The organism is Geodermatophilus sp. SYSU D01176 (assembly GCF_054050015.1).
Genome location: NZ_JBJGYN010000045.1, coordinates 1 through 20,835 on the forward strand (window position 1 = coordinate 1; position 20,835 = coordinate 20,835).

The following is a 20,835-nucleotide window of genomic DNA, read 5'->3' on the forward strand; positions in this document are numbered from 1 at the left end:
CCCCCCCCCCCCCCCCCCCCCCCCCCCCCCCCCCCCCCCCCCCCCCCCCCCCCCCCCCCCCCCCCCCCCCCCCCCCCCCCCCCCCCCCCCCCCCCCCCCCCCCCCCCCCCCCCCCCCCCCCCCCCGGCCCGGTGTGTGCGTGGACGCCGACCCGCTACTCGGCCGTGCGGGCGAGCAGGTCGCCCGGCTCGACCGCGAGCCGGGCCGGCGCCGCCCGGCGGGCCGCCTGCGCGTGCCGGGCGTCCGCCGTCGGCACGAGCAGGGTGAGCAGTGCGCCGAGGACGGCCAGGGCGGTCAGCACGTAGAAGATGGAGTTGAGCGCGATGCCGGAGGCGACGAGCAGGCCGCCGATGAGCGGGCCGCCGATGCCGCCGAGCCGGCCGAACCCGGCACACCAGGCGACGCCCGCGCTGCGCACGTTCGTGCGGTAGTAGGTCGCGACGAAGCCGTAGATGAGGATCTGCGTCCCGCTCGTCCCCAGCCCCACGACCGCCACGAACGCCAGGAGCACGCCCAGCGGGAGGCTCACGGTCAGCAGCGCGATCGCCGCGGCACCCAGCGTGAAGGACGCGGCCACCACCGGCTTGGGCCCGAACCGGTCGGCGAACCGGGAGGCGGCCAGCGCGCCCAGGACCGCGCCGCCGTTGAGGACCAGCAGGAAGGCCAGCGACCCGTTGGTGGAGAAGCCGGCGCGGCCCATCAGCTCGGGCAGCCAGGTGTTGAGCGCGTAGACCAGCAGCAGACCGGTCGCGCTGAGCAGGCCCAGCAGGAGGGTCGGCAGCAGGTACGTGCGGCCGGCCAGCCCGGCGAATCCAGCGCGCCCCTCGACCGCCGGTTCGGGGACCCGGGGACCCTCGGCGACGGGCACGGCGAGCGAGACCCCGGTCCACGCGGCGACGGCCCGCGCCTCGTCGAGACGGCCCCGCGACGCCAGCCAGGCCGGCGACTCGGGCATCTTGAGGAAGGCCAGGGGGAGCAGGGTCAGCAGCGGGAGGGCGCCGATCCAGAACATGCCGCGCCAGCCGATGGCGTCCAGCAGCAGGATGGCCAGCAGGGCGGCGAGCAGGCTGCCCAGCGGCACCCCGGAGTAGGTGATCGCGTTCGCCAGGTTCTTCCTGCCCGCGGGCGCGAACTCCGCGACGAGTGCCCCGGTGGTGGCGACCAGCGCGCCGACCCCGATACCGGTGACGAAGCGCAGCAGGCCGAAGGTCGTGGCGGTGGTGGCCAGCGCGGTGAGGGCCATCCCGACGGAGAACCACGCGTAGGCGGTGAGCATGACCTTCCGCCGGCCGATGACGTCGGCGACGCTGCCGGCCAGCAGGGCGCCGACCAGCACGCCGATGAGGGCGTAGCTGCCCAGCGCACCGGCCAGGGCGGGCGTCACCTCGCCGATCTGTCCGGGGTCGCGCAGGAAGAGAGGGACGACGGTCCCGTAGACGACCAGGTCGTAGCCGTCGAAGACCAGGCCGACCGTGGCGAGCGAGACGATCCAGGTGACCGATCTGCGGCGGAGCGCGTCCGGTCGGACGGCCCCGTCCTGCGGGGTTGGTGCCACTGCTGTTCTCCTCGGGACGGGCCCTGGCTCGAAGACGGCCGGTGGCCGTGGCAGGGCAGGGGGCACCCGGCGACCGACGTCGCCACGGGTGGGGGAGGGGAGGGTGCGCCGGGCGGAGGTGTCGGACGCCGGGCGGTCCGGTGGTGCAGTGGTGCGGGTCGTGCGGTGGTGCGGGTCGTGCGGTGGGTCAGTCGGCCCGCGCGGTGCCGCCCGGCGCCGGGTCCTGCGCGGTGCTCTCCTGCGCGGTGCTGTCCTGCGCCGGGTCCTGCGCGATGTCCGACGGGTGCGGGGACAGCGGCGTGACCGTGATGCTCATGTAGGGGAACAGCGGCAGGCCCCACAGGATCTGGTGCAGCTGCTCGTTGCTCTCGACGGCGAAGACGCTGAGGTTGGCGTACTGCCCGACACAGCGCCAGATGTGCGGCCAGTGGCCCGAGCGTTGCCAGCGCTGCGAGTAGGCCTTCTCCCGGGCGAGGAGGTCGTCGCGTGCCGCCGGGTCCATGTCCGGCGGCAGCGCGACGTCCATCCGCACCGCGTAGTGCTGCGTCACGCCGCGGGGTCCAGCGCGAAGTCGTAGGTGACCTCCTCGCCCTTCCCCGAGGCGGGCGGGGTCGGGTGCAGGACCAGCTCCGGCTTGACGGCCTGGGCGACGTCGTCCTCGACGTGCTGGCCGCCGGCGAAGTACAGCTGGGTGGTGACCAGCTGCTTGCCGGGCGCGGACACCTTCAGGTGCAGGTGCGCCGGCCGCCAGGCGTGCCAGCCGGCCGCCGCGATCAGCGCGCCGCACGAGCCGTCGGTCGGGATCTGGTACGGCGCGGGCTTGACCGTGTGGAACGCGAACCGGCCGTCGGCCCCGGTGACGACGGTGCCGCGCAGGTTCCACTCCGGGATGCCCGGCGCGAACTGGGAGTAGAAGCCGTCGTCGTCGGCGTGCCACAGCTCGACCCGCGCGTCCTCGACCGGGGTGCCGTCGAGGTCGGTGACGGTGCCCTGGAACAGGAACGGCGTGCCCTTCTCGCCGTCGCGCATCGGCAGGGTGGCCTCGCCGCGGAACTCCGGCGAGCCCGGGATGTAGTACGGGCCCTCGATGGTGCCGACGGCGCCCTTGCGGTCGGCGTTGGCGACCTCCTCGACGACGTGCTCGATCCAGACGTCCAGGAACAGCGGCCACTCGCCGTCCTCACCGACCCGGATCAGCCACGCCTTGAGCGCGTCGTACTCCGTGTAGGTCACCCGGTGCTTGCGGATGACCTCGTGCAGGGCGGTGATGGCGTCGGTGGCGATCGCCGAGACGCGGGCGTGGTCGACCTCCGCCGTCGAGCGCTGCTTCTGGGCGAAGCGCTCGGTGGCGTTGCGGCCGGAGCCGGCCGCGGTCGGGCTGGGGGCGGTGGTTGCGGACACGGTGTTCTCCTTCGTCGGTGCGGATGGGGTGCGGTGGCCCCGTCCCGAGGCTCACCGCGAGCGTGCGAGCGGTGAGGAGGACGGGGTCCTCTCTCTTCTTCAGCGGTCCCGGCGGTAGCGGGCGAGCTTGTCGGGGTCGATCTCGATGCCGATCCCGGGCCCCGGACGGACGGCGAGCTCTCCGCCGGAGATCTCCAGCGGCTCGGTGAGCAGGTCGTCGCTCATGTCCAGGAAGTTGGAGAGCTCACCGGCCCGGCGGGACGAGGACCGGTGGGCGGCGCCGAAGGCCACGCTGCAGGCGGTGCCGACCTGGCCGTCGATCTGGTTGCCGATCACGACCTCGGCGCCGAGGCCCTCGCACTGGTGCAGGATCGCCTGCGACCTGGTGAACCCGGTGCGGGCCGTCTTGATGCTGATCATGGTGGCGGCGCCGGCGAGGAGCTCGCGGGTCACGTCGGCCGGGGTGGGGACGCTCTCGTCGGCGACCGTGGGCACCGTCGTCCGCGCGGTGAGCCAGCGGCGGCCGAGCACGTCGTCGGCCGGGCAGAGCTCCTCGGCCAGCGTCAGGCCCAGGTCGGCCATCGCGTCCAGCGCGCGGGCGGCCTCCGACGGCGTCCAGCCGCGGTTGCCGTCCACGTAGAGCTCCACGTCCGGGCCGAGCGCGGTCCGCAGGGCCCGGACGGCGCCCACGTCGAGCTCGACCGGACGCCGGCCGACCTTCACCTTGAACACGCGGATGCCGTGGGTGTCGCGGACCCGCTCGGCCTCCGCCACCATCTCGGCGTCCGGGGCGAACCCGACCATGTGGCAGACCCGCATCCGGTCGGTGGAGCCGCCGAGCAGCGCCGTGACCGGGAGGTCGAGCGTCCGGCCGAGGGCGTCCCAGAGGGCCATGTCCACCGCCGCCTTCGCGGCCGGGTTGCCGACGGTGCGGTCCATCCGTGCGTGGACGGTCTCGCGCTCCAGCAGGGTCAGCCCGGCCAGGTCCGGCGCGAACAGCTTCTCGACCGCCGCGACGATCGACTCCTGCGTCTCGCCGTAGGTGTAGGGCCGCGGCGGGGCCTCGGCGACGCCGACCACGCCGTCGTCGGTGTGCACCCGCACGAGCACGTGGTCGGCCTCGTGCACCTCGCCGCTGGCGAAGCGCAGGGGCTTCCTGTACGGGATCGCGAACGGTATCGCCTCGATCCGGACGATCTTCACCGGGTTCCTCCCAGGGGGGCGTCGAGCGGTGCGGGCGGGGTCGGGAGGTCCACGTCGGGGGTGGTGAAGCCGTTGGCCTCCAGCGCGCGGAGCAGCCGGGCCACGGCGGGGGAGGGGTCCTCCCGGCGCCAGGCGAGCGCCAGGTCGATGGACACGTCGTCGGCGACCGGGACCAGCTGCACGCCGTCGACCCGCAGGGCCAGCACGGACTCCGGCAGGACGGCCACGCCGAGGCCGGCGGCGACGAGGGTGAGCACGATCGAGGTCTGCGCGGCCTCGTGCACCCGCCGCGGGACGAAGCCGGCGGTGAGGCAGGCCCGGGTCACGGCGCCGTCCACGACAGAGTCCGGGACGCCGTAGCCGACGAAGTCCTCGTCCCGCAGCTCGGCCAGCCGCACCGGCTCGTCCCCGGCGAGTCGGTGGCTGCGCGGGACCGCGACCACCAGCCGCTCCCGGGTGATCAGGCGCGACGCCAGGCCGGCGCGGCGCAGCGGGGGCCGGAGGACGGCGAGGTCGATCCGGTCCTCCTCCAGCGCCCGCTCCTGGGCGGGGGTGAGCAGGTCCGGCTCGAACCGCAGCACCAGGGCGGGCAGCTCCCGGGCGGCGATGCGGGCCAGCTGGGGGAGCTGGCGGTACGCGGCCAGCCCGGTCGCGCCGACCCGGAGCAGGCCGGCGCTGCCGGCGCCGACCAGGCGCACCCGGGTCTGCGCGGCCTCAACCGACTCGAGGATGCGCTCCGCGTCGCGCAGCAGCGCCGCACCCGCGGGCGTGAGCTCGACCCGGCGCGTGGTCCGGTCGAACAGGGTGGCGCCGACCTGGGCCTCCAGCTGCCGGATCGCCTGCGACAGCGGGGACTGGGCCATGTGCAGCCGTTCGGCGGCCCGGCCGAAGTGCCGGGTCTGCGCCACGGTGACGAAGTACTGCAGCTGCCGGATCTCCACGTCCCCCTCCTCCCGAGGTGTCCCCGGGCGGCTGACCGGGGGTGCGTCGCTGTGACGCAGCCAACGTAGGACCGGGACCCATGTAGGCACAAAGACCGAGTTCTGCCTGATTGAGACGTGCAGCGTCTGGAAGAACCCTGGGTCAGGACTGGGTGAAGTGCTGGCGCGGACGTGACGAGGGCCACGAACAGTGGGAGGCACCGCTCGATCCCCTGCCCGCTCCACCGTCCGACCGACCGGAGGCCCCGCCATGACAGTCGATGCCACCCAGCTCCGCGACGTCCTCGCCGACGCCGTCATCGACGACCCCGAGGCCGGGGTCTACCGCGCCAACCGTCGGATCTTCACCGACGAGGAGATCTTCGAGCTGGAGATGACCCACATCTTCGAGGGCAACTGGGTCTACCTCGCGCACGAGAGCCAGGTCCCGAACCCCGGGGACTACTTCACCACCTTCATCGGCCGTCAGCCGGTCGTCATCACCCGCGACAGGAGCGGTGCGCTGCACTGCCTCATCAACGCCTGTGCGCACCGCGGCGCGATGCTCTGCCGCCGCAAGACGGACAACCGCATGACGCTGACCTGCCCGTTCCACGGCTGGACGTTCCGCAACGACGGGGCGCTGCTGAAGGTCAAGGACCCCGACGGCGCCGGCTACCCCGCCAGCTTCGCCAAGGACGGCTCGCACGACCTGACCCGGGTGGCGCGGTTCGAGAGCTACCGCGGGTTCCTCTTCGGCAGCCTCGACCCCGACGTCAGCACGCTGGCCGAGCACCTCGGCGACACGACCAAGGTCATCGACATGCTCGTCGACCAGTCGCCGGAGGGGCTGGAGGTGCTGCGCGGCTCCTCGACCTACACCTACGACGGCAACTGGAAGGTGCAGGCCGAGAACGGCGCCGACGGCTACCACGTCAGCGCGACCCACTGGAACTACGCGGCCACGACCTCCCGCCGCAGCACCGGCGAGTCGAAGAACACGACCAAGGCCCTGGACGCCGGCGGCTGGGGCAAGTCCGGCGGCGGCTACTGGTCCTACCCCAACGGGCACCTGTGCCTGTGGACCTGGGCGGCCAACCCCCAGGACCGGCCGCTGTGGGACCGCATGGACGAGCTCAAGGCCCAGTTCGGCGAGGCCAAGGGCGAGTTCATGGTCAAGGGCTCCCGCAACCTGTGCCTCTACCCGAACGTCTACCTGATGGACCAGTTCAGCACCCAGATCCGGCACTTCCGGCCGATCGCGCCCGATCAGACCGAGGTGACCATCTACTGCATCGCGCCCAAGGGCGAGAGCGCCGAGGCCCGTGAGCACCGGATCCGCCAGTACGAGGACTTCTTCAACGCCTCGGGCATGGCCACCCCGGACGACCTGGAGGAGTTCCGCTCCTGCCAGCTCACCTTCCGGGCCACCGCCGCGCCCTGGAACGACATGAGCCGCGGTGCCGAGCACTGGCTCAACGGGCCGGACGAGGTGGCCACGTCCCTCGGCATGGACGGCGTCATCTCCGCGGGGCAGCGCAACGAGGACGAGGGGCTCTACCCCATCCAGCACGGCTACTGGCTGCAGACCATGCGCGCCGCGCTCGAGAAGCAGGCCGGCGCGCCCGCCGCGACTCCGGAGGGCTGACCGTCATGACCGCCACGCAGAACCCCGTGCACCACCCCCCGGCCGCGGCAGCGCCCGCGGGCGGGAAGCCCATCACCCAGAACGCGATCGAGCAGTTCCTCTACCGCGAGGCCCGCTACCTCGACGACCGCGAGTTCGAGAAGTGGCTGGAGTGCTACGCCGACGACGTCGTCTTCTGGATGCCGTCGTGGGCCGACGACGACCGGCTCACCGAGGACCCGCACCGGGAGATGTCGCTCATCTACTACCCGAACAAGGGCGGCCTCGAGGACCGCGTCTTCCGCATCCGCACCGAGCGCTCCAGCGCGACGTCACTGCCCGAGCCGCGCACCAGCCACAACATCACCAACGTCGAGGTCATCGAGCGCCGGGGCGACCTGGTCGACGTCCGGTTCAACTGGCACACGATGTACTTCCGGTACAAGACCGTGGACCCCTACTACGGGACGTCGTTCTACACGATCGACTTCTCCGGGCCCGCGCCCCTCATCCGTCGCAAGACCGTGGTGCTGAAGAACGACTACATCCACCACGTCGTCGACGTCTACCACCTCTGAGGAGCGATCCAAGTGGACCACCGCGTTGCACTGGCGTTCGAGGACGGGGTCACCCGGTTCATCACCTGCCGCGGCGACCAGACGGTCGCCGACGCGTCCTACCGGGCGCGGATCAACATCCCGCTGGACTGCCGCGACGGCGCCTGCGGGACCTGCAAGTCGCTCTGCGAGTCCGGCGAGTTCGACGGGGGCACCTACCTCGAGGACGCGCTCTCGGCCGACGAGGCGGCCCAGGGCTACGTGCTGCCCTGCAGCATGAAGCCGCGGTCGGACCTGGTGCTGCAGATCCCGACGACCTCGGCCGTGGCCAAGACCAGCGCCGCCACCCACCGCGGTCGCATCACCGCGCTGGACCGGCTCTCCCCGACCACGGTCGGCCTCACCGTCGAGATCGACGACCGGGACGCCCTGGCGTTCCTCCCGGGGCAGTACGTCAACATCGCCGTCCCGGGCACCGGGGAGTCGCGCTCCTACTCCTTCAGCAGCGCCCCGCAGGACGAGGCACTGACCTTCCTCGTGAAGCTGACGCCCGGCGGCGTCATGTCCACGTACCTGGAGGAGCGCGCCCGGGTCGGGGACGAGATCGGCTTCACCGGGCCGCACGGCAGCTTCTTCCTCCGCGAGTCCGACGCCCCGCTGCTGCTCCTGGCCGGCGGCACCGGGCTGGCGCCGGTCCTGTCCATCCTGCGGACGCTGGCGGGCAACCGCAGCGACCGCGGGATGCACCTGGTCTACGGCGTCACGACCGACGACGACCTGGTCGAGATCGCCACCCTCGAGCAGCTCGCGGGCAGCATCGAGGGGCTCACCTGGGACTACTGCGTCGCCGACCCCGCGACGACGGCACCCAACCAGGGCTACGTCACCGGCCTGATGGGCCCCGAGCACCTGCACGACGGCGACGCCGCCGTCTACCTCTGCGGCCCGCCGGCCATGGTGGAGGCGGTCCGCACGCACGTCGCCGGCCTCGGGGTGACCCCCTCGGGCTTCTACTACGAGAAGTTCGCCCTGGCCGCGGCCCCGACCGCGGCCGCCGAGGAGGTCGCCGGACCCGAGCCCGAGGCGGTCGCTCCCGAGCCGCCGCCGGTGCCGGTCGTCGTCCCGGACACCGTCGCCGAGCTGCTGGCCCTGCACGGCCGGGAGGGCCGGACGTCGGCCGGGCAGGTCCTGTTCCCGCCGGTCGAGCTGCCGCCCCTCGCCGCCGGCGCGGCCGGGCCGCCTGCCGAGTCGCCGGCGCAGATGTGGCGCGTGGCCGGACAGCAGGTGGGGGAGCCGTCCGCCACCGGTGAGGTCCGGCCCGTGGACGACGCCGACGACCTCGCGCCCACCGTCGGCGGCCGCGCCGTCGCCGGTCAGGAGATGCTGCCCGAGGCGGCGCTGGAGCAGCTGGTCCCACCGGCGCCCGAGGCGCCGGCCGACCGGGCGGACGCGGAGATGGAGCCGGCGGGAACCGAGGGGAGCTCCGCGGTCACGGCCGACGGGTACGAGATCGGTGAGGAGCACCCGGCGGTGCACGAGTCCGATGCCGTCTTCGACGCCCGCCGCGCGCTGGAGCTCGGCGCGTTCGAGCTCACCATCGGCCGCCTGACGCACCAGCAGCTCGTCGGCTACCGGGTGCTGGCCGAGGCGACCGTGCCCTACGTCGAGGGCGACCGGTTCGTCGACGCCGCGGCGTACACCGAGACCAACGCCGCCTTCCACGACTACCTGTTCTCCCTCACCGGCAACGAGCACCTGCTGCGCGCCTACCAGGCCCTCGGCGTGAAGGGGCACATGGAGGAGTCGCTGCGCTCGGCCACGTGGGTCCACCCGCGGTGCGCGCAGGACCACCTCGACATCGTCGAGGCGTTCCGGAACGGCGACCGCGAGCGCGCCCGCACCCTCATCACCGAGCACGCGGAGCGGTCGAAGGAGACCACCCGCCGGGCGATGCGCGAGCGGGCCGAGGGCCGACGCCCCCGGTTCACCACCCCGGGCCGGTTCGCCGGCCAGGTGGTCCTCGTGACCGGCGCGGGGCAGGGGATCGGCGAGCGCACCGCCCGCCGGATCAGCGCCGAGGGCGGCGCGCTCGTCCTCGCCGACCGGGCGGAGCTCGTGCGCGACCTGGCCAGCGAGCTGACCCGGCCGGGCGCCGAGGCGCTCCCGGTGGTCGCCGACCTGGAGACCTGGGAGGGCGCGACGGCGGTCGTCGAGGCCGCGCTGGCGCGGTTCGGCCGGATCGACGTCGCCGTCCACACCGTCGGGGGGACGATCTGGGCCAAGCCGTTCGAGCACTACCCGCCCGACCAGATCCAGGCCGAGATCAACCGGTCCCTGTGGCCCACGCTGTGGTGCTGCCGGGCCGTCGTCCCGCACATGGTCGAGCGGGGCCGCGGCACCATCGTCAACGTCTCCTCGGTGGCCACCCGGGGGCTCAACCGGATCCCCTACGCCGCCGCCAAGGGCGGGGTCAACGCGATCACCACCGCCCTCGCGCTGGAGATGGCCCCGCACGGCGTGCGGGTCGTCGCCACCGCGCCCGGCGGTACCGAGGCCCCACCCCGCCGGACGCCCCGGGGGCCGGCGCCGGAGACCGAGCAGGAGCGGGCCTGGTACCGGACGATCGTCGACCAGACCGTGGACTCCTCGCTGATGAAGCGGTACGGCACCCTGGACGAGCAGGCCGCGGCGATCACGTTCCTCGCCTCGGAGGAGGCCTCGTACATCACGGGGACCGTGCTGCCCGTCGCCGGCGGCGACCTGGGCTGAGCCCGGCGCGCGGACCTACGGTGTCGGCGTGATCCCCGGGGACGACGACGTCCACGTCGTGGGCCTGACCGCCGAGTCGGCGCAGCTCGAGTCGCTGCTCGACGAAGCGCGCTCCGGCGGCCCGGTGGTCGCCGTGGTGGAGGGTCCCGCCGGCAGCGGCCGGACGACCCTGCTGAGCCGGTTCCTGCGCCGGCACGCGGAGCTGCCGGGATCGGCGGCCGGTGCCCTGCCCTGGGAGCGCCGCCGGCCGGGGGAGCTCGCCCGGCGGCTGCTCGCCGACGGGCCGGCGGAGCCCCCGGGCGGCGGACCTGCCGGGGACCCGGTGGACCTCGGCGCCGCCCTGGCCCGGCGGTGGGCGGCGCACGCGGGGGAGGCGGGACTCGTGGTCGCCGTCGACGACGCCGACTGCGCCGATCCCGTCTCCCTGCAGGCGATCGGCTCCGCCGTCGCCCGGGTGCCCGGCGTGCCCGTCCTGGCGGTCCTCGTGCGGGCCACCGGATGGCCGGCTCCGGGCGACCCCGGGGTCGTCGACCTGCTCGACCGCATCCCGGCCGTCCGGGTGCCGGTCCGGCCCCTGGGGCTGGAGGAGATCCGGCTGCTGGCCGCCCGGGTGGCGGCCACCGACCTGCCCACACCGGTCGCCCGGCGGCTCCGCGACCACACCGCCGGCATCCCCCGGGACCTCCTGGAGCTGCTGCGGGAGACCCCGCCGGACCGCTGGTCGGACCGGCGCACCGAGCTCCCGGTCCCGAGCCGGGTGCAGTCCCGCGTCCAGCGGGCCCTGGACCGGTGCTCGCCGGAGGCCCGGGCGCTCGTCGAGAGCGCGGCCGTGCTGGGGGACACCCCGGCGCTCGCGGACGCCGCGGCGCTGGCGGGCCTGCCGGAGCCGATCCGCGCCCTCGACGAGGCCTGGGCCGCGGGACTCCTCGCCCCGGCCGCGGGTTCCGGCCTGGACGCGCTCGCCTTCCCGGAACGCTCCGTCCGCGGCGCCGTCCACGCCACCCTCGGCCCCGGCGCCCGCCACCGGCTCCACTCCAGGGCGGCCGACGTCGTCCCCGACGAGCTGGAGCGGCTCCGCCACCGGGTCGAGGCGGCGCCGCTGCCCGACGCCGGCCTCGCCGCGCACCTGGTCGAGCTGGCCCGGCGCAAGGCCGACGAGGGCGCCTGGGCCTCCGTCGCCGAGGCGCTCGTCGACGCCAGCCGGATCAGTCCTTCGCGCGCCGAGCGCGAGGGCCGGCTCATCCAGGCCGTGGACGCGCTCGCCGGGGCCGGCCTGCTCGACCAGGCCGTCGAGGCGCTCCCGGACGTCGAGGCGCTCCCGCCCGGCCCGCGGCGGGACGCGGTGCTGGCCTACGTCGCGGTGCAGCGGGGCCGCCGGGCCGAGGCGGTCTCCTACCTGGAGACGGCCTGGCGGTCCCGGGGGGCCGACCGCGACGCGGCGGCCGTGGTCTGCCAGCGCCACGTCCTGCACGCGCTGGCCGACTGGGACGGCGACGAGCTGGTCCGGTGGGCCGGCCGGGCGGGGGAGTACGCCGAGCCCGGCTCCCCGGCCGCGGTCGAGTCGCGCGCCATCGTCGGCCTGGGGCACGCCGCCCGCGGGGCGGTCGACGCGGCGTTCACCGCCTACCGGCAGGCGGTGGCCGAGAACCCGTCCGGGCCCCAGCACCAGCGCGCCCGCATGGGGCTGGGCTGGCTGTCCCTGGCCCAGGACCAGCCCGAGGCCGCCCGGCGCGAGCTCGAGTTCGCCGTCCCCACCGTCCGCCAGACCGGCTCGAACCGGATCTCCCTGTGGGCCCTGGTGTGGCTGGCCCGCACCCGGTTCGTCCTCGGCGACTGGGCCGGGGCGCTGGACGCCGTCACCCAGGCGGAGGTCCTGCTCGGCACCACGGGGCTGGACCTGCTGCGCCCCCTCGTGCACTGGACCGGGGCGCAGGTCCGGGCGCTCCGCGGCGAGGCGGAGGCCGCGGACCGCCACCTGCGGCTGGGCGGGGCGGGAGAGCACGACTACACCGTCATGACCGTGCCCGCGCTGCTCGCCCGGGCGTCCGTGGCCGAGGCGGCGTCGGACTACGACGCGGTCGTCCGCCACCTGACCCCCCTCGCCCTCCGGACACCGCGCGGCGGCCTCGACGAGCCCGGGTTCTGGCCGTGGCACGACGTCTACGCCAACGCGCTCGTGCTGAGCGGCCGGCTCCCCGAGGCCGAGGCGTTCCTGGTCCCGCACGAGGCGACGGTGCGCCGGCGGGGACACCGGTCCGCAGCGGCCCGGCTCGGCTACGTCCGCGGCCGGCTGCTCGCCGCCCGCGGGGACCTCCCGGGCGCGGAGGAGGCGTTCGAGGGCGCGCGGGACCGGCTGGCCGGGTTGCCGATGCCCTACGAGCGGGCCCGGGTGGCCTTCGCCCACGGCACCACCCTGCGCCGGGCCGGCCGGCGACGGGACGCCGCGGCGCTGCTCACCACCGCCCGCCAGTCCTTCGCGGCGCTGGGTGCGCAGGTCTACGTGGAGCGCTGCGACCGGGAGCTGAAGACCGGACGGCCCGCCCCCCGGACGGCCGAGCCCGGCACCGAGGCCCTCACCGAGCAGGAGCGGACCGTCGCCACGCTCGTCGCGACCGGCCTGACCAACAAGGAGGTGGCCGCCTCGATGCTGCTGTCGGTCAAGACCGTCCAGTTCCACCTGACCCGGGTCTACGGGAAGCTCGGCGTCCGGTCGCGCGCCGAGCTCGCCGCGCGGTTCGCCCGCTCGCAGCGGTGACGGCTCGCCCGTCCCCGGTCGGCGGCGTCCGCGTCCGTCGTCCGGCGGGTGGCACCGACCACGGCCCGGAGGGGCTACGGTCACCTCGCCCTCCCGCGCACACGACCGCACCACGTCCCCGGGCCGGCGTCCGCCGGGCGCGGGGTCACGACAGCTGCCGGGGAGCCCTGCTCGCCCGAGACCAGCGGCGCGCGGCCCACGCTCCGCGGTACCACCGACACCCACGGTGACGGAGGACCAACATGGGTGAGCCACTGAGGCGCTACGAGGTCGGGTACTTCGTGGGCAGCCTGTCGTCCACCTCGATCAACCGGATCCTGTCCCGCTCGCTGCTGCGCCTGGCCCCGCCGGAGCTGGCGTTCACCGAGATCCCGATCGGCGACCTGCCCCTGTACAGCCCCGACTACGACACCGACTACCCGGCCGAGGCGATGGCGCTCAAGGACGCGATCGCCCGATCCGACGCCGTGCTTTTCGTGACCCCGGAGTACAACCGCTCCATCCCCGGTGCGCTGAAGAACGCCATCGACTGGGCTTCCCGGCCGTGGGGCCAGAACTCCTTCCACCACATCCCGGCCGGCGTGATCGGGGCGTCGATCGGCGCGATCGGGACGGCGCTCGCCCAGCAGTCCCTGCGGGGTGTCCTCAGCTTCTGCAACGCCCGGCAGATGACCGCACCCGAGGCCTACATCACCTACTCCCCGGAGCGGTTCCGGGACGACGGTGAGGTCATCGACGAGTCGACGGCCAACTTCCTCAAGGACTACATGGCCGAGTTCCGGGACCACGTCATGCGGGTGCTGACCGTGCTGCCGCGGCCCATGCGCTGACAGCGGTGTGCTGACCGGTCGACGGTTCTGCCGTCGCAGCGGCGAGGTCGGCGGTCTTGCACGATGGCGGGCCGCGGAGCGTGCGAGACCGCCGATCTCGCCCGTTGACCCACCCGCCGACCGGCCCGAGGACCACCGCGAGCGGTCCCGCGCCCGGGGCGCCCGGGGGTCGGCGGCGGTCGCGGACCGTCAGGGGCGGTCGGGCCGGTCGGCCGCGGGCGCGAGCGCGAACTGGGCCCGGCGGTCGGCGGGGACCAGATCGAGATAGGCCGGGTGGCGCTGGATGTAGCCGCGGATGAACGGGCAGAACGGCAGCACGGCGGCGCCCGCCGCACGGCTGGCGTCCAGCGCGTCCCGGGCGAGCACGGAGCCGAGCCCTCGGCCCTCGTGCTGCGGGTCGATGACGGTGTGGAGGAAGGCGACCGAGGACCCCGTCCGCCGGTACTCGGCGAACCCGGCGACCTCGCCGTCCACGAGGACCTCGAAGCGGCCGGCCTCGGGGTCGTCGACGACCCTCGGTCCGGTGTCGGTCACGGGCCTTCCTCCTCCTCGTCGCAGAGCCGGGGTGACCCGGCCCACTCTCCCCTCGATCGACCGGCAGAGGTCGGCACGAGCGCGCCGGACCCGACGTCGCCGCCCCGGTCTCCGCCGCCGTCCGCACCGCCGTCCCTGCCCGGGGGGCCGCGCCCCGACGGTCGGAGTCCACGGAGACGGCACCGGACCGTGTCCACGAGGGACACGCCGATCCACTGGCGCGCGCCCGGGAACTCCGGTAGGCCTGCCGATGGCGGGAACGAGCCGTCGGGGAGCCACCACCGTGCACGACGAGGAGCTGCTGCGAGGCGGGCCGACAGCCCCCCGGCGGCCTGGCTTGAGGGGCACTGCCATGGGTGCGAGCGTCACTGGGAGACACCGGGTCGTCGTCGTGGGGGGTGGGTTCGCGGGGCTCAACGTCACCCGGGGCCTCGACCGTGCCGGCGTCGACGTCACGCTGGTGGACCGGTCCAACCACCACCTCTTCCAGCCACTGCTGTACCAGGTGGCGACCGGCATCCTGCCGCCCGGGCTCATCGCCCCGGCGCTGCGGAGCGTGACCAAGAAGGAGCGGAACGCCCGCGTCCTGCTCGCGGACGTGCAGGACGTCGACCTGGACCGCCGGGTGGTGGGTGCCCGGGCGCCGGACGGCCGGCACCTCGAGCTGCCCTACGACACCCTCGTCGTCGCCGCCGGGGCGACCCACTCCTACTTCGGCAAGGACGAGCTGGCCGAGTACGCCCCCGGCATGAAGACCATCGAGGACGCCCGGTACCTGCGAGACGGGATCCTGGCCAAGTTCGAGATGGCCGAGATCGCCACCGACCCGGCCGAGCGGGCGGAGTGGCTGACCTTCGTGGTGGTCGGCGCCGGGCCGACGGGCGTCGAGCTCGTCGGGCAGATCGCGGAGCTGGCGCACACCGTCCTCCCGCGGGACTACCGCTCCGCGGACACCCGGCAGGCGCGCATCATCCTGCTGGAGGGAGCCGGGGCCGTCCTGCCCCCCTTCGCGCCCAAGCTGCAGGCGTACACCCAGAAGCGCCTGGAGGAGATGGGCGTCGAGGTACGGCTGAACACCCTGGCCGTCGACATGGACCACGAGTCCATCACGGTCAAGGGACCGGACGGGCTCGAGACGATCCGGACCCGCACCCGCATCTGGGCCGCAGGGGTCCAGGCCTCCCCGCTGGCCCGGATGCTGGCCGAGAAGGCCGGCGTCGAGACCGACCGCGCCGGCCGGATCCCGGTGGGCCCCGACTGCACCGTGCCGGGCCATCCCGAGGTCTTCGCGATCGGCGACATGGCGTCGTTCGACAAGCTGCCGGGGGTGGCCCAGCCGGCCATCCAGGAGGGCAAGTACGTCGCCCGGGTCATCAAGGACCGGCTCGCCGGCCGCCAGACGCCGCCGTTCCGGTACTTCGACAAGGGCACCATGGCCACGATCGGCTACCGCTCCGCCGTCGCCGACGCCTTCGGGGTGAAGGTGACCGGCTTCCTCGCCTACGTCATGTGGATCTTCATCCACGTGATGTACCTGGTGGGCTGGGGCAACCGGCTCGGCGCCATCTACACGTGGGCCCGCGCGCTCTGGCTGTCCCACAACCGCGGCAACCGGATCATCGCCCTGGACACGGCCCGGCAGGACGCGGACGCCGGCCGCACGCCCGCGGCGCGACCGCCGGCGATCGTGCCGCGGCACACGCCGCCGGCCGCTCCGCCCGCACCGGATGCGGACGAGGCCATCCCCAGCACCCCGCGGGAGGCCGGCGGCACCGGGTGAACCCGGGCCGCCCGCCGTCCGCTCGATCCAGCGGCTCCTGACACACCGTCGACCCGTCCGGCACGCCTATCGTGGGTGCGGGAGGCGTCATGACGGCCGACATCAGTCTCTCCGACCCCTTCACGGTCCCGGGCCGGTTCTGGCACCGGCTCGACGACGGTCGCGTGCAGTGCGACGTCTGCCCGCGGGAGTGCCGGCTGCACGAGGGCCAGCGGGGGCTGTGCTTCGTGCGCGGGCGCGTCGACGACCGGGTCGTGCTGACCTCCTACGGGCGGTCGAGCGGCTTCTGCGTGGACCCCATCGAGAAGAAGCCGCTCAACCACTTCCTGCCCGGCAGCGCGGTGCTCTCCTTCGGGACGGCCGGCTGCAACCTGGCCTGCAAGTTCTGCCAGAACTGGGACATCTCCAAGTCGCGGGAGATCGACCGGCTCTCCGCCGCCGCCGGCCCCGACGACATCGCCGCGGCCGCCGAGCGGCTGGGCTGCCGCAGCGTCGCGATGACCTACAACGACCCGACGATCTTCCTCGAGTACGCGGTGGACGTCGCCGACGCCTGCCGGGCCCGCGGGGTCAAGGCCGTCCTGGTCACCGCCGGCTACGTGGGGGACGACGCGCGGCGGGAGCTGTACGCGCACGTCGACGCCGCGAACGTCGACCTCAAGGCGTTCACCGACGACTTCTACCGGCGGGTGTCCGCGGCCCGCCTGCAGCCGGTGCTCGACACCCTGCTGTACCTGCGGCACGAGACCGACGTGTGGTTCGAGATCACCACGCTGCTCATCCCGGGGCACAACGACTCCGACGGCGAGATCGACGCCGAGTGCGCGTGGATCGCCGAGCACCTGGGGCCCGACGTCCCCCTGCACTTCACCGCCTTCCACCCGGACTACAAGATGCGCGACGTCCCGCCCACGCCGCCCGCGACGCTGACCCGCGCGCGGCGGATCGCCCGGCGGCACGGGCTGCGGTTCGTCTACACGGGCAACGTGCACGACACCGAGGGCGGCCGCACCAGCTGCCCGGCCTGCGGCGAGGCCGTCGTGGAGCGGGACTGGTACGTCATCGGCCGCTACCGGCTCACCGACGACGGGCGGTGCGCCTCCTGCGGCGCCGCCGTCCCGGGCCGCTACGACGGGCCGGTCGGCCGGTGGGGAGCGCGCCGGCTGCCGGTGTCCGTGGCCGTGAGCTGACCCGTGCGCGTGCGCCCGCCCGCGGTCGCCGGCCGGTTCTACCCCGCCGACCCGGAGGAGCTCCGCGACCTGGTGGACCGGCTGCTCGCCGCGGCCGGCGGCCGGCCCCGGCCGGTCCCGCCTGCTGCCCTGGTCGCGCCGCACGCCGGGTACCGGTACTCGGGCGCGGTGGCCGCGACCGCGTACGCGCCGCTGAGCACGGCACTGCCGGACGCCGTCCGCCGGGTCGTGCTGCTGGGGCCGGCGCACCTCTGGCCGCTGGAGGGGATGGCAGTGCCCGCCGTGGACGCCTTCGCCACACCCCTGGGCACCGTGGCCGTCGACGACGACGCCCGGACGGCGGCCGCCGCACTGCCCGGCGTGGTCGTGGACGACCGCCCGCACGACGGCGAGCACTCCCTCGAGACCCAGCTGCCGTTCCTCCAGCGGGTCCTCGGCCCGGAGGTGGCGGTGCTGCCGGTGCTGGTGGGCCGCACGCAGCCGGACTCCGTGGCGGCCGTCCTGACCGCGCTCGACGGCGCCCTCGCCGTCGTCTCCACCGACCTCAGCCACTACCTCGACGAGCGCTCGGCGCGCGAGCGGGACCGGCGCACCGCCGACGCGGTCCTGGCCCGGGACGCCGGCGCCGTGGGTCAGGGCGACGCCTGTGGCTCCTCCGCCCTGCGCGGACTGCTGCACCACGCCGCCGCCCGGGACCTCACGGTCGAGCTGCTCCGCCTGGCCACGTCGGCGGACAGCGGGGCGGGGCGCGCCCGCGTGGTCGGCTACGGCGCGTTCCTGCTGCACCGAGCGGCCGGAGGACGGAGCTCCTGAGGGGACGACCGGCTCGTCGGGGCCGGCGACCCGCGGAGGGCCGTCCGGAGCCGGAGGAGCCGGGCGGGCGGGTACCGGTCCGGACAGGTGCACGTAGCAGATGCGGTGCGACGGGTCGTAGGTGTTCATCAGGGGCTCCGCGCGGTCGCCGTTCGCTCGAGCACAGGATCGGCGGGCACGGACGGGTGATACACCGAGCGGGTTCCGCCGGGCGGCGGGCGGGCGCACCCGCGACCGTGGACAATGGCACGGATCGTCAGTCAATCTGCGTGACCGAGGAGCTTCCCGTGCCGGATCCGGCCGTGACCCTGAGTGGCGGGGTGGTGGTCTCGTCCACCCGGCGGGAGGAGGTCTCGGCGCGCATCCGGCGGGCGCTGCTCACCGGCGAGCTGCGACCGGGCCAGCGCATCAAGGAGGTCCACCTCGCCGAGGCGCTCGGCGTCAGTCGCCCCACCCTGCGGGAGTCGCTCCAGCAGCTGGTCCACGAGGGCGCTCTCGTGCAGGTGCCCTACAAGGGCATCCACGTCGCGCAGCCCACGGCGGAGGAGCTCCGGGACGTCGCCGAGGTGCGCCTGACGTTGGAGACGATGGCGGCCCTGCGCCTGTCCCGCGATCCGCACGGGCCGGCGATGGACGGCGTCCGGGAGGCGCTGGCGTCGCACCTCGCCGCGATCGAGTCCGGGGACGACCTGCAGGCCCACGTCACCCACATCGCGCTGCACAAGGCGATCTGGGACCGGGCCGACAGCCCCACGCTGCGCAAGATCTGGCCGCTGGTGGGGTCGCAGGTGCACATCGCGCTGACCGTGGACCAGGCGGTGCGCCACGACCCGGAGCGCGACGCGATGCTGCACCGCCGGCTGGTCCGCGTCATCGAGGAGGGCGACGAGGCGACGATCGCCGCCGAGGTGGAGGAGCACATCCGGCGCAGCGTCGACGAGGTGCTGCGCCGTCTCGCGTAGTGCGCGTCCTGCAGCGCCTACAGGGGCAGGGCGGAGGCCGCGGTCGCGGCGACGTCGACGAACCGGCGCACCAGCGGGTTGCCGCGGCGGGGGCGGTAGGCGAGGCAGACGGAGACGGGGGGGGCGCGCCGGCCAGGGAGATGAAGGCGACGCCGGGGTGGGTGCCGGTGCGGGCGGCGGACCGGGGCACCGCGCCCACGCCGCGGCCGGTGGCGACCACCTGCAGCCACTCGTCGTAGTTGCCGCAGGTCGCCACCCGCGTCGGGCGGTGCCCGGCCGGCAGGAGTCCGGCTGGGTGGTGCCGTTGGCGGTGTTGACGACGACCGGCTCCCCGGCCAGCTCCAGCCAGTCGATGACGTCCCGCTGCGCCAGCGGGGAGCGGGTGCGACGGCGGCCACGCGGTCCTCGTCGAACAGCGGCGTCTGCACCGTTCCCGGAGCGGTGAGCCGGGTGCGGGTGACGGCGACGTCGAGGTCGCCGCGTTCGAGGCCGGTGTCGACGTCGTCGCGGCGCAGCAGGGTGACCGTCGCGCCGGTGGCCTGCTCGAACCCGGTGATCGTCTCGGTGATCCAGGGGTCGGGCAGGACCCACGGGAAACCGAGCCGCAGGTCCTGCTGACCGAGGGCGGCCTCCAGATGCTGCACGGTCCGGGTGAGCGCGGGCTGGGTGATCAGCAGCTCGCGGCCGGCTGCGGTGAAGGAGCAGTGGGTCGCGACCGCGGTGAAGGCGCGCAGGTGCCGCAGCTCCACGTCCATGCCTGCCGAGCACAGGTGCAGCGGCTGCGGCATTCCCGGCCGCGGCGCCCGGTGCCTAGCGTCGTCGTCGGGTTCGCCACGAGACCCGCTGACCGTCCCGGACGCTGGAGAGGCGCTGATGGCCCGCACCGCACCCAACCCGCTGGGCAGCCCGCTGCCGCTGGCCGCCGCACCGATGGCCGGGGGCGCCACCACGCCCAGGCTGGCCGCCGCGGTCGCCGAGGCCGGCGCGTTCCCCTTCCTCGCCGGCGGCTACAAGACCGCCGAGGCCCTGGGTGCCGAGATCGCCGAGGTCCGGCGCACCGGGGCGGCGTTCGGCGTGAACCTGTTCGTGCCCAGTGCCAGCCCGATCGACGAGGCCGGGTTCCGCCGGTACGCCGACGAGCTGCAGGCCGACGCCGAGCGCCACGGCCTGGACCTGTCCGGGGCGCCGCTGCTCGAGGACGACGACCGCTGGACCGACAAGCTCGACCTGCTGCTGGCCGATCCGGTGCCGGTGGTGTCGGTGACCTTCGGGTTGCCCCGGCCGGCCGAGGTCGCCGCACTGCGCCGGGCGGGCAGTCAGGTGCTGGTGACCGTGACGACGGTGGAGGAGGCCCACGCGGCCGCCGGTGTCGGCGCCGACGCACTGGTCGTGCAGGGCAGCGACGCCGGCGGGCACTCCGGCACCCACGACCCCCTCCGGCCGATCACCCCGGCGCCGACCGGGCAGCTCACCCGGGCCGTCGTCGCGGCGACCGGGCTCCCGGTCATCGCCGCCGGCGGCGTCGACGGCCCGCGCACCGCCGCGGCCCTGCTGGACGCGGGCGCGGCGGCCGTGGCCGTGGGCACCCTGCTGCTGCGCACCGACGAGAGCGGCGCCTCCCGGACCCACAAGGACGCGCTCGCCGACCCCGCCTTTCCCGACACCGTGGTCACCCGGGCCTTCACCGGGCGCCCGGCCCGCGCGCTGCGCAACCGGTTCGTCGACGAGCACGACGCGACGGCCCCGGCCGGCTACCCCGCGATCCACCACCTGACCCGCGGCCTCCGGCAGGCCGCGGCCGCCGCCGGGGACCCGCACCGCGTCCACCTGTGGGCGGGGACCGGCTTCCGGTCCGCGACCACCGGACCGGCACGCGCCGTCATCGACCGGCTCGCCGAGCTCCTCTGACCACCTGATCGACATCGACGTCCAGGAGGAC

17 protein-coding genes are annotated in these 20,835 nt (G+C 74.8%); 10 read left to right on the forward strand and 7 right to left on the reverse strand.

Going from position 1 to position 20,835, the window contains the following annotated elements; all coding sequences use genetic code 11:
* Positions 1-154: 154 nt before the first annotated feature.
* From ACI78Z_RS19630 to ACI78Z_RS19650, 5 genes are all read right to left on the reverse strand, one after another.
* Positions 155-1,555, reverse strand: a complete 1,401-nt coding sequence (locus tag ACI78Z_RS19630) for an MFS transporter (protein ID WP_457038227.1) — start codon at positions 1,553-1,555, stop codon at positions 155-157.
* 187 nt (positions 1,556-1,742) lie between these two features.
* Positions 1,743-2,105, reverse strand: coding sequence for a muconolactone Delta-isomerase (gene catC / locus ACI78Z_RS19635; RefSeq protein ID WP_457038228.1), 363 nt, complete (start codon positions 2,103-2,105; stop codon positions 1,743-1,745).
* A complete protein-coding gene (gene catA / locus ACI78Z_RS19640; protein WP_457038229.1) occupies positions 2,102-2,956 on the reverse strand; it encodes a catechol 1,2-dioxygenase in 855 nt (284 codons plus the stop codon). The genes catC and catA overlap by 4 nt, the downstream gene beginning before the upstream one ends.
* A gap of 99 nt (positions 2,957-3,055) precedes the next feature.
* On the reverse strand, positions 3,056-4,159 hold the full coding sequence (locus tag ACI78Z_RS19645; RefSeq protein ID WP_457038230.1) for a mandelate racemase/muconate lactonizing enzyme family protein: 1,104 nt from the start codon (positions 4,157-4,159) through the stop codon (positions 3,056-3,058).
* Entirely contained in the window at positions 4,156-5,100 is a 945-nt protein-coding gene (locus tag ACI78Z_RS19650; protein ID WP_457038231.1) for a LysR substrate-binding domain-containing protein, read from the reverse strand. The genes ACI78Z_RS19645 and ACI78Z_RS19650 overlap by 4 nt, the downstream gene beginning before the upstream one ends.
* Before the next feature lie 250 nt (positions 5,101-5,350).
* On the opposite strand from ACI78Z_RS19650, the gene benA reads away from it, so the two are divergent.
* The 5 genes from benA (at position 5,351) to ACI78Z_RS19675 (ending at position 13,617) form a co-directional block, all read left to right on the forward strand.
* A complete protein-coding gene (benA, locus tag ACI78Z_RS19655; protein ID WP_457038232.1) occupies positions 5,351-6,727 on the forward strand; it encodes a benzoate 1,2-dioxygenase large subunit in 1,377 nt (458 codons plus the stop codon).
* A 5-nt stretch (positions 6,728-6,732) separates the two neighbouring features.
* On the forward strand, positions 6,733-7,284 hold the full coding sequence (gene benB / locus ACI78Z_RS19660) for a benzoate 1,2-dioxygenase small subunit (protein ID WP_457038233.1): 552 nt from the start codon (positions 6,733-6,735) through the stop codon (positions 7,282-7,284).
* A 12-nt stretch (positions 7,285-7,296) separates the two neighbouring features.
* Positions 7,297-10,032 carry a benzoate 1,2-dioxygenase electron transfer component BenC gene (gene benC / locus ACI78Z_RS19665; RefSeq protein ID WP_457038234.1) on the forward strand — a complete coding sequence of 912 codons (2,736 nt, stop codon included), beginning with the start codon at positions 7,297-7,299 and terminating at the stop codon, positions 10,030-10,032.
* A 28-nt stretch (positions 10,033-10,060) separates the two neighbouring features.
* A complete protein-coding gene (locus ACI78Z_RS19670; protein ID WP_457038235.1) occupies positions 10,061-12,787 on the forward strand; it encodes a LuxR C-terminal-related transcriptional regulator in 2,727 nt (908 codons plus the stop codon).
* Between the two features lie 242 nt (positions 12,788-13,029).
* Entirely contained in the window at positions 13,030-13,617 is a 588-nt protein-coding gene (locus tag ACI78Z_RS19675) for an NADPH-dependent FMN reductase (RefSeq protein WP_457038236.1), read from the forward strand.
* A 189-nt stretch (positions 13,618-13,806) separates the two neighbouring features.
* On the opposite strand, the gene ACI78Z_RS19680 is transcribed toward ACI78Z_RS19675, so the two are convergent.
* Positions 13,807-14,151, reverse strand: a complete 345-nt coding sequence (locus ACI78Z_RS19680) for a GNAT family N-acetyltransferase (protein WP_457038237.1) — start codon at positions 14,149-14,151, stop codon at positions 13,807-13,809.
* Positions 14,152-14,503: 352 nt separating this feature from the next.
* Between ACI78Z_RS19680 and ACI78Z_RS19685 the strand changes: the two genes are divergently transcribed.
* From ACI78Z_RS19685 to ACI78Z_RS19700, 4 genes are all read left to right on the forward strand, one after another.
* Positions 14,504-15,931 (forward strand): NAD(P)/FAD-dependent oxidoreductase, encoded by a 1,428-nt coding sequence (locus tag ACI78Z_RS19685; protein WP_457038238.1) that lies wholly within the window; start codon positions 14,504-14,506, stop codon positions 15,929-15,931.
* A gap of 89 nt (positions 15,932-16,020) precedes the next feature.
* Positions 16,021-17,121 carry an AmmeMemoRadiSam system radical SAM enzyme gene (amrS, locus tag ACI78Z_RS19690; protein ID WP_457038239.1) on the forward strand — a complete coding sequence of 367 codons (1,101 nt, stop codon included), beginning with the start codon at positions 16,021-16,023 and terminating at the stop codon, positions 17,119-17,121.
* Between the two features lie 3 nt (positions 17,122-17,124).
* Positions 17,125-17,934 (forward strand): AmmeMemoRadiSam system protein B, encoded by an 810-nt coding sequence (gene amrB / locus ACI78Z_RS19695; protein WP_457038240.1) that lies wholly within the window; start codon positions 17,125-17,127, stop codon positions 17,932-17,934.
* Between the two features lie 287 nt (positions 17,935-18,221).
* Positions 18,222-18,896: a GntR family transcriptional regulator gene (locus ACI78Z_RS19700; RefSeq protein WP_457038241.1), complete on the forward strand. Its 675-nt coding sequence runs from the start codon at positions 18,222-18,224 to the stop codon at positions 18,894-18,896.
* Positions 18,897-18,913: 17 nt separating this feature from the next.
* On the opposite strand, the gene ACI78Z_RS19705 is transcribed toward ACI78Z_RS19700, so the two are convergent.
* Positions 18,914-19,651, reverse strand: coding sequence for a LysR family transcriptional regulator (locus ACI78Z_RS19705; protein WP_457038242.1), 738 nt, complete (start codon positions 19,649-19,651; stop codon positions 18,914-18,916).
* A gap of 118 nt (positions 19,652-19,769) precedes the next feature.
* Between ACI78Z_RS19705 and ACI78Z_RS19710 the strand changes: the two genes are divergently transcribed.
* Complete coding sequence (locus ACI78Z_RS19710; protein WP_457038243.1) at positions 19,770-20,804, forward strand: nitronate monooxygenase; 1,035 nt, start codon at positions 19,770-19,772, stop codon at positions 20,802-20,804.
* Positions 20,805-20,835: the final 31 nt, after the last annotated feature.